The organism is Arthrobacter zhaoguopingii, from assembly GCF_009828605.1.
Lineage (GTDB): Bacteria > Actinomycetota > Actinomycetes > Actinomycetales > Micrococcaceae > Arthrobacter_D > Arthrobacter_D zhaoguopingii.
This window is the reverse complement of sequence record NZ_WIAE01000006.1, coordinates 197,077-210,982: the sequence shown is the minus strand read 5'-3', so window position 1 is coordinate 210,982 and position 13,906 is coordinate 197,077. Positions and strand designations below refer to the sequence as shown.

Here is a 13,906-nt window from a genome sequence, read left to right as displayed (position 1 = left end):
CTCATCCGAACCGCTCCACCGACTGGGTGGCACTCGAATCCACCGTGACGGCTGAGTCATTCACCCCGGGCATGGTGGCAATCAGCGGCAACGGCACCGCCAGGCGGACCACGACCGTGACGGTGGATCCCGGTGAAAGACAGACACCGTCGCAGGACATCTCGACCTGAGCCTGCTCCGGGGAGAAGCCGAAGTTCTCCAGCGCCACCAGGGCTGCCTGCCGCGCCCGGGCCTGACCCTGTTCCGGAGTCTCGGCCTCCACGAAGACCTTGGCCGCGTGGTCGGCCGCCCCCACTACGGCGAACGATCCGCCCTGCAGCTGCCCCGCGGACAGGATCAGGTACACCACCGGGACCAGCAGGATCAAGCCGAGGAACGTGAACTCAAGCACCGCGCTGCCCGCCTCATCCCCCAGCCGGAAGCGTGCCCGGCGGACCCGCCCGAACCGGGCGGGCTTACGAAGGAAGGACCGCACGGCCCTGCACCTCCAGCATCCCGGCCGGACCGAGCAGACCTACCACCGGAAGCGGGGCCCGAACCACGACCTCCACGAACTGCGCCCCCGCGGCCCCCGAGCGGTGGACCGTCACATCCGAAGCGAAGTCCTCCCCCACCCCCGCGGTGATCAGCTCGGTGGTGCGCTGCCCGGCATCCTCGGGACTCCGGTCGGCGAGGGTTCCGTACCGGGCACCGGAGGCCGCCGCGTCGATCAGGGTGTTGCGCACGTGCAGGACCAGCATCAGCTGGACCACCGCCAGGAAAATCACGGTGAGCAGCCCGCCGATCAGCGCGAAGTCGACAACCGCCGATCCCGCCTCACCGCCCAGGCTCCGGCGCCCTCGTGACCAGAGCACCTACGGGGACACCTGGTTCATTGCCGCCTCGAACAGGCCCTGCAGCGCGGGCCCCGCCAGTGCCAGCAGCCCAGCGACAAGCACCGCCGACATCAGCGTGATCATCACCCAGCCGGGCACGTCCCCGCGCTCGGCGTCGGGGTCGGAGACCACCCGCCGATAGATGGCGGCGAGGGCCAGCCAGACGCGGGCACCGTTTCGATCTCTTGCCATTGTCGTCTCCATTCTCTGAGCGGTCGGCTGTCCGGTCGTGCGGTTCAGAATCCAAGGTTGATCAGCGCAATGCCGGGATACACGGCGAAGAGGACGGTCAGGGGAAGCACTCCGAAGACCAGCGGCACCATCATGGCGATCTCCTTCTTTCCGGCCGATTCCATGAGCTCCCGTTTGGACATATCGCGCACGTCCTGCGCCTGGGCCCGCAGCACCTCGGCCAACGGTGTGCCGCGCTGGACTGCGACGGTCAGCCCGTCAACGAACCGGGCAAGCGGGGCCAGCTGGGTGCGGCGGGAGAACTCCTGGAACGCCTCGATGACGGGCGTTCCGGCCCGGGTCTCGGCAAGCACCCGCCCGAACTCCCCGGCCAGGTCGCCGCGGGCCGTCCTGCACACCCGCTCCAGGGCGCCGGTCGCGCTCTCTCCGGCGCTGACGGCCAGCGCCATGAGTTCGGCGAGGCTGGGAAATTCCGCGAGCATCCGCGCCTCCCTGCGGGCGATCTGCCGGGTCAGGAGGTAGTCGCGGAACAGGTACCCTCCGGCGGTGCAGGCGGGAACCAGGAGCGCAGCGAAGAGCGCGTTCGACCGTCCGGAGCCGGCCGCCAGGACCACCAAAGCAGTGGACGCACCGAGTCCGAGCGCCGCCCAGAGGAGCTGCTGAGCCCGGAAGTCGGTAACGCTCATCCCTCCACCGGCCTGCACCAGTCGACGGGCCAGCAGGGTCGAGGCAGGATTGAACCGGTTCAGCCTGCGCACCGCATCACGGAGGACCGGCTGCAGGATGCGGCCCAGGGGCCCGAAGAGTGCCGGGCGGCCTGCGTCCGCTCCGAGCAGGCGGGACCGGACGTCGACCACCTTCAACTGCGGGCTGATGCGGTCCACGAAGCGGACGCTTCGCGCCGACGGCAGCCCCACGAGCACCATCCACAGGCCCAGTCCGAGCGCACCGCCCGCCAGGAGGGACACCGCCACCACCTGCGCGGTCACCGGAGCACCCTCTCGTCCTGAGGAAGGGCGCCGATGCGCAGCATCATGCGGTAGCAGACAACCGAGACCGCAAGGCCTCCGGCCAGGACCAGGGCTCCGGCACCGGAGTTGTAGGCGCGGACTGCTTCAGGCCGGGTTGCCAGCAGCAACAGCACAAACCACGGCGCGGCCACGGCGAGCCGCGCAGCGTTGACCGTCCAGGACTGCCGCGCCTCAAGTTCATTGCGGGTGCGGGCGCTGTCGCGGAGGAACTCGGACAGGGTGCCCAGCAGCCGGCCGAGGTCTGACCCTCCCACCTCGCGGGTCATCCGCAGGGCCTCGACGATGCGGTCGGCCACCGGGTCGGCGAGCCGATCCTTGAGCCTGCTCAGCGACTCATCGAACTGCCCACCCGCCCGGTAATGCGCCGCGAACTCCCGAAACGCGCCGCGCAGTTCGGCCGGCCCTTTGTCGGCGAGCTGCATCAGCGCCTCGGGGAGCGAGAGACCGGCGCGGATTGCGGAGCGCAGGTGATCGACGACGTCGGGCCAGAGCTCCCGCAGCGACGCCGTCCGCTTCGCGGCCCGCCACCGCACCAGGGCATACGGAGTCCAGGCGCCGAACAGGCCGAAACAGACAGCGATAGGCACCGAGCCGATCAGGACAACGGCAATCAGGAGGATGAGCAGCCCGGTGACCGCGCAGGCACCCAGCAGGCCCCGCACCGAGACCGAGCCAACCCCGGCCCGCACGAGCAGCTCCCGCAACCGTGGGGTTCGCCGCTGGCGGGCGGAACTGCGGGAAGACGGGCCCCAGCACGCCCACCAGATCAGGAAGAGCCCGGTCCCGAGCATCACGCCCAGGAGCGCGCTCACCGGCCCTCCTCGAGGAGCGCCGCGATATCGACGCCGGCCGCGGCAAACTTCTCCTCCGCGGGCATGGCCGTGGCGCAGACCTGCAGCGCGCCCTCGACCCGCCGAAAGACGGGCGAGGACTCGATGATGTTGTTCTCAACCCGGGCGCCCACGGCCATGATCTCCGTGACCTGCCGCTGGCCGTCACCGGCTCGTGCGCAGTGCACCACGAGGTCGAGGCAGGATGCGACGGTGGGCACCACGAATTCACTTGAGATGTTCTTGCCCGCCAGCAGCGGCAGGGTGCAGATCTTGGTCAGGGCGTCGCGGGCGCTGTTTGCATGGACGCTGCACATCCCGGGAAGACCGCTGTTCAGTGCGATGAGCATGTCCAGACTCTCCGCCTCCCTCACCTCCCCGACGATGAGCCGGTCCGGGCGCATCCGCAGGGCTTCCTTCACCAGGTGGCGGAGCGGAATTTCCCCGGTGCCTTCGAGGTTCGGCTGCCGGCACTGGAGCCCGACGACGTCGCGCAGCGGCAGCTTCAGCTCGAAGATCTCCTCCACCGTAATCACCCGCTCGCGCGGTGGAATCGCCGCACCCAGGCAGTTGAGCAGAGTGGTCTTCCCGGCCTGGGTGGCGCCGGAGACGAGGATGTTCAGCCCGGCCCCGACTGCGGCGCCAAGGAACCGGGCCGCTTGAGGGGTCAGCGTCCCCAGCCCGATGAGGTGCTCCAGCCGGGTAGCGCGGGCGATGAACCGGCGGATATTGACCGCCCAGTGCCGACGGGTGACATCCGGGATCACCACATGCAGCCTCGAGCCGTCAGGCAGGGAGGCATCGACAAAGGGCGAGGAGAGATCGAGGCGCCGCCCCGAGGACTTCAGCATCCGCTCCACGAGGTCCCGGACCTGCTGGGCGGTCAGGGTCAGCGAGGTCAGCTCGGACTCCCCTCCCCGGGCGACATAGATTTCCGAGGGAGCGTTGATCCACAGCTCCTCGACCGTCGGATCATCAAGGAACGGCTGCAGCACCCCGAACCCGGCGACGGCGTCATACACCTGCCTGCGCGCATTCTCGAGGTGGCCCAACGGAGGCAGCGAGCCCAGGACCGCCCGCTCATCGTAGTCATTCACCGCGTCCTCGACCAGGCGCAGGATCTCCGGAGCCTGCTCCGCAGGGTCAAGGCCACGGCGGCGGATCAGCTCGCGCACTTCCTCCTCGACCATGCGCACAGCGTCCATCTGAACCCCCGACCTAGGACTTCCACGAGAAGCACCCCCAGCCGGCGCACCATCAGCCTAAGGAGTGGCACGCGGCAGGACCAGTGCCGATTCGGCAATGTGGACAAATTTCTTCCGCCGCTCCACGAGGGCCCCTCAAAGAGGAGCAAAGTAAAAACGCTCTCCCGCCGTCGTCAATATGGGTTACTCTCTGAGAACCCGACGCGCTAAGTGCCTGCGGCAAGCAACCGATTGCTCCATCGATGTTTGCCCAAGCGACTGCAAAAGAGCGTCCAACAGCACCTCCGGTGCTGCGGTCGGGCAGAAAACGGTCTCGGAGCATCTAGTTGGGGAACTAATGAATTCAGCACCTTGGGCGCCCATGCCCGGATTTCGCACGCCCGCATCCCGGCAGTCAGCATGGGGGAATGCGAACCAATTCGTAGCCCACGGCAGAGCGCTGGTCGTACTGCTCACCGCCGCGGCCCTCCTCGGCGGATCTTTGACGCCGGCAAATGCCCAGGAAGTGCCCCCGGCCCCGGAAACCGGAAGCGAGATGCCGACGCCGGAGCCGTCGCCGTCGCCGTCGGCCGAGCCGGAGCCGTCGCCGTCGTCCGAACCTACGTCCGAGCCGGAGCCCACCCCGGACCCGGAGCCGATGCCGTCGGAGGAACCATCGGAGGAGCAGCCACCCTCGACCACCATCGATGAGGCAATCGCCCGGTTCAACTCGGCCAGGAGTGAGCTGGAGTTTGCGCCGGTCGAACTGAGTGACGACGCGGGAGTGTTCCTCGAAGCCGTCCACGGCCTGACCGACGAGGAAAAGGCCCCGAAGATTGCGGCCTTCGAACTCGACCACGCGCTGACTCCCGTGCCGTTGTCCTACTTCGAGCAGGAGGGTTCCGCTCCGGTTCCGGCTCCGGAACTCCTGGACAGCTACTTCGCGTCCCTCCTTGAGCCGCCCCTTTCCGAGGACGCCGGGTGGAAAGACGCCATGAAGGCCGCGACGGCAGTGGGCTGGTTCTCGAAAGAGGAGGCCGACACGGAAGACCCCACCACGCAGAGCAGCGGGTTCAGCCTTTTCGGCAAGCCGACTCCGGCCTTCTCTGAAGCACCTCAGCTGAACGGGCTCAGCCAGGTTGGCCAGACAGTCACCCTCGAGCACTCCGGTTACACGGCCGGCGCCACCTTGTCGCTTCAGTGGTTCCGCGGCTCCGTCCCGATCGACGGCGCCATCAACCCGGGTTACACGCTGCAGCCCGAAGATCTCGGCCAGGAGATTTCCGTTCGGGCGACGCTGTCCAGGGAGGGCTGGATCGACGGCGTCTCGGTTCACCCGCTGGCCGAAGTGGTGGAGCCGGGAGGCCTTGTGGCACCAACAGTCACCATCTCCGGTACCCCTGAAGTGGGGAGCACCCTCACCGCGGTCCTTGGGGACCCGGGGCCCGTGCCCGCCACCATCACCTATGAATGGCGGCGCGGCAGCACCGTCATCCCCGGCGCCGCAGGCGCGTCGTATGTTGCCACGGCGGAGGACATCGGCCACCGGATCAGCGTTGTCGTCACTGCGTCGGCGCCCGGCTATACCCCGGCCACGTCGACCTCCACGCCCACCGAACCGGTGAGGGGACTGCTCACCGCGCCGGTGCCCGTCATCAAGGGCGCCGCCGTCGCTGGGTCGAAACTGGTTGCCTCCCCCGGCGCCTGGGCGCCGGAGCCGGTAACCCTCACCTACGCCTGGTATGCCAACAACGCGGCGATCCCGGGCGCCTCGTCAAGCACCTATGTACCCTCCCCCGACGATGCGGGAAAGCGCCTTACGGTCCGGGTGACCGGCCAGAAGCCCGGCTATGTGACCCGCACCCGCACCTCCCCGGAAACCGCCGCAGTCCTGCTTCCGCTGGTCTCCCCGGTGCCGAAGATCACCGGCGCCGTGATTGCCGGTTCGAAGCTGACAGCATCCGTCGGCACCTGGGGTCCGTCGCCGGTGTCCCTCACCTATGCCTGGTACGCCAACGGCGTGCGGCTCTACGGCGCGACCTCCACGTCCTATGTCCCCTCGTCCGCCGTGGTGGGCAAGCGCATTACGGTGCAAGTGACGGGATCAAAAACCGGCTACGCCCGCGCGGTGAAGGTATCGGCCGCCACAGTGCCTGTGGCTCCGGTCGAAGAGATCCCGCCAACACCCACCGAAGCGGGATCACGCAGCGGCTGGAACTCCATCGCGAGGGACATGTTCAACCGGATGGAAAGCGACCCGGACGGACAGGAGGAATATGCCTCCTGGACGTACGCCTATCAGGCCCGGATGGCAGCGGAATACCGCGGGTGGCAGCACCCGACGACCCAGCAGTACCTCGCAAAGGTCTACAGCCTGAACAAGGCCGACGGCGGGTACGGGCTCGGCAAGTCCTGGGACGCCTTCGGCGACGGCTCTGTCAACCCCGCTTCCACGACCTACACCGTCTCCACGGCGGATCATGTCGGGGAAGTCCTGCTCGCCGGGCACCTCGCCGGCGCCGTGCCCAGAGAGAAGCTGGTCGAGGCGGTGGACTCCCTCCTCAGTACGCCGATCGACGATACCCCCAATGGACGGTGCATGGCCTATTCGAAGAGTCCCTCGGATCGTGCCTCAAAATCCGGATGCGTCGTGAACGTCTCCCTCGGGGCCGCGGCCTTCCTTAGCAAGGTGGCGGATTCGGGCGTGCTTGACGACGACCCGACCAGGCTGGCGCAGGCCTACCGGGTGGTGTCGCAGCTGAAGTGGCTCGGCATCAACACCTATAACGAAACCCTCGGCGGCTGGGCCTACCTCTACCTTCCCTCCGGAAAGCCTCCCTTCGGCCGGCTCCCCGTCCAGGACGCGAACCACAACGCCTACACCTTCGAGTCAGCGGTCACCTTGTACGGCAGGAAATGGCTCGACGACGGAATGGCGCGCTGGCTCGCGAAACCTCCCGCATTTCCCGCGTACTTCGACCTCACCGGCCGGGTGAGGCAGCAGTCCCTCGTCCCGTCGGTCCATGCGCAGAACGCACTTAAGGATGCTGCGTTCGTCAGCGGGAATGTCACCCTTAGGACGCAGTACGCGCAGCTGGGCATGTGGTCAATGCGGTTGGCGAAAAATGCCACCCTGCATTCGATGCAATGGCGGCCGACAGCCTCAATCAGCAGCATCGGTATCTTCAACAGCAAAGGGACCCGCCTCACAACGACCGTGCGCAAAGGATCAACGGTCTACCTGCGCTCGACTGTCCTCTCCGGGACCGCCGTTCCCGTCGTGAATCAGACGGTGAAACTCTCGGTCAACGGCTCGTACAGCAGCAGAAAGACGACGGGCCACCAGGGAAACATTGCCTTTGCTGTCACTGTCACCCGAAACTCCTGCTATTCGTTCACCGTCAGCAAGGAGTACACCGCAACGAAGTCACCCGTCGCTAAAACCATATGTTTCAAGGTCATCTGATGGGCCGACTGCGGAGGGCAAGAAAAGCCAAGATTCTTCCCAAGAGGGGTTGACAATGAGCGACACGCCCCATCCTTCACACCAAAATGCCGCGATTAGCAAATAAGATAGCTTTTCACACAAGAAACAATAGTCACAGCTGTAACGCCGTTGTAGTCTTCATGGGACCGCTCGCCCTGGCCTATTGGCCTGGAATCTGGAGAACCCGTGACATTTGCCTCCCTCAGTAGAATCTTGTGCTCCACGGCCCTTTCGATGGCAATCTGCCTTGGCGCAGCTCCATTGACGGCCACGGCACAGACTCAACCCACTCCGGTGGCGCCTCCTGTCTCGGAATCTCAGATCGAACCGGGCGTCGCTCCCGACCCTGCAGGTGAGGCGCCGGTCGGACCTCCGTCTCCCGCCGCCACACAGGAACCTGCGGTTCCTTCGGCACCGGCGTCCGAGGCTCCGGCACCGGCGGACCCCCAGCCGACCGCGGAAACCACTGCTCCTTCAGAGGACGAGATCACGTCATTCGTCCCCGACCTCGACTGGAACCCCCTGCTCGAGCCCGGGACGAATCCCAGGCTCGGAGAAAACCACCCCGAGCCGCACGAGGCCGCCCACGAACATGGGCATGAAGAGGGAAAGCTCGGGGCCGCCGCCTTCGGACCCCGCTACGGAAACTTCAAGGTGAAGCTTGTAACGGTGAAGCTCGCCGACAAGACCCTGGCGGATGTAAACGCCATCAACCTCGACGCCGCCAGGGCTTCAATTGCGGCTGCGGATTCATACTGGCGCTCGGCGTCCATGGGCCGGCTCTCCATCACCACCGTTTCCGAAGTGAGGGGATTCGCTTCGAGGGCCAAGCACACCGATTCCTACGACCAGATCATGGCCACGGTGACGAAAGAGCTGAACTGGCAGTACAACCCCTATGAAGCGCTGGTCCTCTTCATTCCGCACCGGGACCTGAATTCATATGGAAGCTGGGGAATTCTGGGTGGCGGATTCACCGACAGCGCCACAAGCGGCCGCGTCATCATGCCCTACCCCTCGGCGACGACAAAGAACGTGGTTTCACACGAATTCGGTCACGTGTTGGGCCTGCACCACTCGAATTCCCTGAACTGCACCAACGGACGCGTCGACGTCGCTCGAATTACGGGAGCCCAGTGGGGCGATCCCGCCTGCAGGTCCTGGGAATACGGCGACACTCTCGACATCATGGGCTTCGCCCAGCTCCATACCCCAATGATCAACTCTTTCATGTATGAATTCGGTGGCTTTGGCCGCGGTGATGAAATACGGAACGCCGGTATTGCGAGCGGATCGAAACAGTACACGCTGAAGGCGTGGGCCGGAGGCGAGGCAAACCGGGCCGTGAAATTCACCGATCCGGGCAGCGGCGAGGTCTACTACATCGAACTGCGCCTGCCCGTCGGCCGGGATGCCAGCAGCGCCGTCGGCGGTAACCGTGGAGTCAAGATCATCAAGAAGGACCACCTTGGGTGGAACGGCAATGCGTCGGTGGTGCTGACCCCCAACAGCAGGTGGGTCGGTTATTACAACGAAAACCACACGTGGCAGGCCGGATCCATCTTCACGACGCACCGGGGCACCCGCGTGCACATCAACTCAATCGGAACAACCAGTGCCTCCATCACCATCACCGCACTGACTTCCACGGTGGCTCCTGCTCCTGCGCCGGTGGTGTTGGATAAGACCCTGGCTGCGGTCAATGCCGGGGATTTCAACCGTAACGGCACCCATGACCTGGTTTCCCGGCGTCCGGATGGGACGTTGTGGTTCCATGACGGCTCCGGCACCGGTTCGTTCCGGGCCCCGGTGAAGATCGGCTCCGGATGGGGCATCTACAGCCAGCTCATCGGCGGCCAGGACTTCAACGCCGATGGACGCCCGGACCTGATCGGCCGCAAGACCGATGGCACCCTGTGGTTCTACGCCGGCACCGGCGCCGTCTCGTCCACCTCCCAGGGCTATAAACCGGCCGCGAAGGTCGGCTCGGGATGGAACATCTACGACATTATGGTCTCCCCCGGGGACTTCACCGGTGACCGCCGGGCGGACCTGATCGCCCGCAAGCCCGATGGAACCCTCTGGCTCTACCGCGGCACCGGCACCAGCCCGGCCCTGCTGAGCGCCCCGGTGCGGATCGGCACCGGCGGCTGGACGGCCTTCAACCTGCTCTCCGGCGCCGGGGACTACACCGGCGACGGACGCGCTGACCTGCTCGCCCGCAAACCCGACGGCGGCCTCTGGCTCTACCAGGGCACCGGAAACGTGAGCACCACCAGCACCGGGTACCTGCCCGGACGGAAGATCGCCTCGGGCTGGGCCGGCTACACCGACATCGTCGGAGCCAGCGACTTCAACCGCGACGGCAAGACCGACCTCGTGGGATTCAAGGCCGACATGAGCCTGTGGTTCTTCGCCGGAACCGCCATGAAGGACGACGGCTACCGCCCCGGCACCCGGATCGCCTCCACCGGCTGGCAGGGCTACAACACCGTCGTGGGCCCCGGGGACTTCAACGCCAGCGGCACCAAGGACGTCATCGCCCGCCGCACGGACGGATCCCTGTGGTTCTACAACGGCAACGGCAGGGGCGGCTACGGCACCCCCATCCGGATCGGCAGCTCCGGCTGGAACGCCTTCATCGACGTCCTGGCCCCCGGCGACCTCAACGGCGACCGCCGCCCCGACCTGCTGGCCCGGCACCGGGACGGCTCCCTCTGGTTCTACGCCGGCACCGGAACCGTCAGTTCCACCAGCGAAGGCTACAAACCCGGACGGAAAATCGGTGCCGGCGGATGGCTGGGCTTCTCCCAGCTCATGGCCCCCGGCGACTACAACGGTGACGGCAGGCCCGACCTGCTCGGACGCAAAACCGACGGCACCCTCTGGTTCTGGGCCGGCACCGGCACGATCAGCGCCACCAGCGAAGGCTACTCAACCGCGGTCCAGATCGGACGCAGCGGCTGGCAGGGCTTCAACCACGTGATCACCCCCGGAGACTTCACCGGCGACAAACGCAACGACCTGCTCGCCCGCAAACCCGACGGAAGCCTCTGGCTCTACGCCGGCACCGGCGCCGCCTCAACCACCCAGGAAGGCTACAAACCCGCCGTCCGGATCGGCACCACCGTCTGGTCCACCTTCACCACCATCACCGGCCCCGGCGACTTCAACGGCGACACCAAAGCCGACCTCCTCGCCACCCGCCCCGACGGCTCCCTCTGGTTCTACGCCGGCACCCACGGCACCAACGCCGGCTACAACCCCGCAAAACCCGCCGGAAAACTCTAAACCATGCCCCCATCTACCCACTCGACCGGCCCGGAGGTCTCCTCCGCCTGGGGCAGCCTCCGGGTTCCGGTCGAGCACCTGTGCAATCTGGAGAATGACCTGTGAAACTGACCCGCCCGGCCAACGTGTTGGCCGCCTCCCTCCTCACGGCAGCGCTGGTAGGAGGAACGACCCCAGCCCTGGGCCTCGTCCTGCCCGAGTCGGAACCGCAAGCGACGACGTCCCCCGAACCGGCCCCGGCCGACGGCACGGCGCCGGTGCCGGTGCCGGCAGTTCCACTGGAAAGCTCTCCATCCCCGGCACCCGATCCCACTTCCCCGGCCGAAGGCCCCACCGCTCCCACGCAGCCTGCGCCTCAGACGCCGGGCCCCGACGAAGTCCCCGGCGGGAATGACGAGGCGCCCACCGATGCCGCAGAAATGTCGCCTGAGGAACTGGCCCGGAACGCGTCCGCACTGGCGGACCTCATCGGCCCCCTTGGAGCAAGTCTGGGCCAGGGAGTCGAACGCATTGCGGAGACCGGAGACCCGCAGGTACCCACCGACGAGGAGCTCACCCAGATTGCGCAGGAGGAACGGTCGACCTCGGGTGACGGAGCCGCGCCCGGCGCGGACCAGGCCGTTCCCGAAGCCGACCAGGCGGGGGTCATGAACCAGTCCACGGCCACCGATTTCCCGATGGCCAGGACCGCCTTCCAGCCCCTGGTCAACTACTGGAAACCCGCAGGAATCCTGGGGGTGGATGTGAGCAGCCACCAGGGCAACGTCGACTGGGCGGCCGCGTGGCGTCAGGGTTCCCGGTTCGCCTATACGAAAGCTACCGAGGCACTCGTCTACAAAAACCCCTATTTCGCCTCCCAGTACAAAGGGGCGGAAGTGTCGGGGATGGACCGGGGCGCCTACCACTTCGCCATCCCCAATGTCTCGAGTGGTGCGGCGCAGGCCGACTACTTCATCCGCAACGGCGGAGGGTGGTCCGCGGACGGGAAAACCCTGCCTCCGCTCCTGGACGTCGAGTACAACCCGTACCCGGAGCTCGGCAACACCTGCTACAACATGAGCCCGGCCCAGATGGTCAACTGGATCCGTGACTTCTCGAACACCATGTTGAGCCGCACCGGGCGCCTGCCCATGATCTACACCACCACCGACTGGTGGAACCGCTGCACCGGATACAGCACCGCCTTCGCCAACCACCCCCTCCATGTCGCCTCCTACAACAACTGCTGCGCCGGCCCCCTTCCGGCCGGGTGGCGGGTGGACAGCCTCTGGCAGTACACCAGTGATGGGCCGGTAGTCGGGGACTGGAACCGGTGGAACGGGACGGCCGCAGCATTCGACCGGTTCGTCAGGGGCGGCTATACCGCTCCTGCTCCTGCTCCTGCGCCGGTGGTGTTGGATAAGACCCTGGCTGCGGTCAATGCCGGGGATTTCAACCGTAACGGCACCCATGACCTGGTTTCCCGGCGTCCGGATGGGACGTTGTGGTTCCATGACGGCTCCGGCACCGGTTCGTTCCGGGCCCCGGTGAAGATCGGCTCCGGATGGGGCATCTACAGCCAGCTCATCGGCGGCCAGGACTTCAACGCCGATGGACGCCCGGACCTGATCGGCCGCAAGACCGATGGCACCCTGTGGTTCTACGCCGGCACCGGCGCCGTCTCGTCCACCTCCCAGGGCTATAAACCGGCCGCGAAGGTCGGCTCGGGATGGAACATCTACGACATTATGGTCTCCCCCGGGGACTTCACCGGTGACCGCCGGGCGGACCTGATCGCCCGCAAGCCCGATGGAACCCTCTGGCTCTACCGCGGCACCGGCACCAGCCCGGCCCTGCTGAGCGCCCCGGTGCGGATCGGCACCGGCGGCTGGACGGCCTTCAACCTGCTCTCCGGCGCCGGGGACTACACCGGCGACGGACGCGCTGACCTGCTCGCCCGCAAACCCGACGGCGGCCTCTGGCTCTACCAGGGCACCGGAAACGTGAGCACCACCAGCACCGGGTACCTGCCCGGACGGAAGATCGCCTCGGGCTGGGCCGGCTACACCGACATCGTCGGAGCCAGCGACTTCAACCGCGACGGCAAGACCGACCTCGTGGGATTCAAGGCCGACATGAGCCTGTGGTTCTTCGCCGGAACCGCCATGAAGGACGACGGCTACCGCCCCGGCACCCGGATCGCCTCCACCGGCTGGCAGGGCTACAACACCGTCGTGGGCCCCGGGGACTTCAACGCCAGCGGCACCAAGGACGTCATCGCCCGCCGCACGGACGGATCCCTGTGGTTCTACAACGGCAACGGCAGGGGCGGCTACGGCACCCCCATCCGGATCGGCAGCTCCGGCTGGAACGCCTTCATCGACGTCCTGGCCCCCGGCGACCTCAACGGCGACCGCCGCCCCGACCTGCTGGCCCGGCACCGGGACGGCTCCCTCTGGTTCTACGCCGGCACCGGAACCGTCAGTTCCACCAGCGAAGGCTACAAACCCGGACGGAAAATCGGTGCCGGCGGATGGCTGGGCTTCTCCCAGCTCATGGCCCCCGGCGACTACAACGGTGACGGCAGGCCCGACCTGCTCGGACGCAAAACCGACGGCACCCTCTGGTTCTGGGCCGGCACCGGCACGATCAGCGCCACCAGCGAAGGCTACTCAACCGCGGTCCAGATCGGACGCAGCGGCTGGCAGGGCTTCAACCACGTGATCACCCCCGGAGACTTCACCGGCGACAAACGCAACGACCTGCTCGCCCGCAAACCCGACGGAAGCCTCTGGCTCTACGCCGGCACCGGCGCCGCCTCAACCACCCAGGAAGGCTACAAACCCGCCGTCCGGATCGGCACCACCGTCTGGTCCACCTTCACCACCATCACCGGCCCCGGCGACTTCAACGGCGACACCAAAGCCGACCTCCTCGCCACCCGCCCCGACGGCTCCCTCTGGTTCTACGCCGGCACCCACGGCACCAACGCCGGCTACAACCCCGCAAAACCCGCCGGAAAACTCTAAACCAGCAT

General features: G+C 66.8%; 9 protein-coding genes. 3 read left to right on the top strand and 6 right to left on the bottom strand.

The annotated features are described in order from the left end of the window. Position 1: 1 nt before the first annotated feature. Genes GVV77_RS10505 through GVV77_RS10480 form a run of 6 tightly spaced genes read right to left on the bottom strand, consistent with a single transcriptional unit; the run spans position 2 to position 4,133 of the window. The gene (locus tag GVV77_RS10505; protein ID WP_246199755.1) at positions 2-475 is read right to left on the bottom strand and encodes a hypothetical protein; all 474 of its coding nucleotides are present in this window, start codon (positions 473-475) and stop codon (positions 2-4) included. Then, complete coding sequence (locus tag GVV77_RS10500) at positions 456-854, bottom strand: TadE family protein (protein WP_159618106.1); 399 nt, start codon at positions 852-854, stop codon at positions 456-458. The genes GVV77_RS10505 and GVV77_RS10500 overlap by 20 nt, the downstream gene beginning before the upstream one ends. Further along, positions 855-1,067 carry a hypothetical protein gene (locus tag GVV77_RS10495; RefSeq protein WP_246199754.1) on the bottom strand — a complete coding sequence of 71 codons (213 nt, stop codon included), beginning with the start codon at positions 1,065-1,067 and terminating at the stop codon, positions 855-857. A gap of 44 nt (positions 1,068-1,111) precedes the next feature. Then, complete coding sequence (locus GVV77_RS10490) at positions 1,112-2,056, bottom strand: type II secretion system F family protein (RefSeq protein WP_246199753.1); 945 nt, start codon at positions 2,054-2,056, stop codon at positions 1,112-1,114. Then, a complete protein-coding gene (locus tag GVV77_RS10485; RefSeq protein WP_159618103.1) occupies positions 2,053-2,910 on the bottom strand; it encodes a type II secretion system F family protein in 858 nt (285 codons plus the stop codon). The genes GVV77_RS10490 and GVV77_RS10485 overlap by 4 nt, the downstream gene beginning before the upstream one ends. Further along, complete coding sequence (locus GVV77_RS10480; RefSeq protein ID WP_159618101.1) at positions 2,907-4,133, bottom strand: TadA family conjugal transfer-associated ATPase; 1,227 nt, start codon at positions 4,131-4,133, stop codon at positions 2,907-2,909. Before GVV77_RS10480 ends, GVV77_RS10485 begins: the two co-directional genes overlap by 4 nt. Positions 4,134-4,668: 535 nt before the next feature. Here GVV77_RS10480 and GVV77_RS10475 point away from each other — a divergent pair. The 3 genes from GVV77_RS10475 to GVV77_RS10465 all read left to right on the top strand — a co-directional run bounded on the left by GVV77_RS10475 (position 4,669) and on the right by GVV77_RS10465 (position 13,898). Continuing rightward, positions 4,669-7,578 (top strand): hypothetical protein, encoded by a 2,910-nt coding sequence (locus GVV77_RS10475; RefSeq protein WP_159618099.1) that lies wholly within the window; start codon positions 4,669-4,671, stop codon positions 7,576-7,578. 315 nt (positions 7,579-7,893) lie between these two features. Then, entirely contained in the window at positions 7,894-10,890 is a 2,997-nt protein-coding gene (locus tag GVV77_RS10470) for an FG-GAP-like repeat-containing protein (protein WP_159618097.1), read from the top strand. Positions 10,891-10,991: 101 nt separating this feature from the next. Next, positions 10,992-13,898, top strand: a complete 2,907-nt coding sequence (locus GVV77_RS10465; RefSeq protein ID WP_159618095.1) for a GH25 family lysozyme — start codon at positions 10,992-10,994, stop codon at positions 13,896-13,898. The last annotated feature ends 8 nt before the right edge of the window (positions 13,899-13,906 follow it).

Bases quoted from the DNA above. Each gene is read 5' to 3' on its own strand.
- GVV77_RS10495 (WP_246199754.1), bottom strand. From the start codon at position 1,067: ATGGCAAGAGATCGAAACGGTGCCCGCGTCTGGCTGGCCCTCGCCGCC.
- GVV77_RS10480 (WP_159618101.1), bottom strand. From the start codon at position 4,133: ATGGACGCTGTGCGCATGGTCGAGGAGGAAGTGCGCGAGCTGATCCGC.
- GVV77_RS10475 (WP_159618099.1), top strand. From the start codon at position 4,669: ATGCCGACGCCGGAGCCGTCGCCGTCGCCGTCGGCCGAGCCGGAGCCG.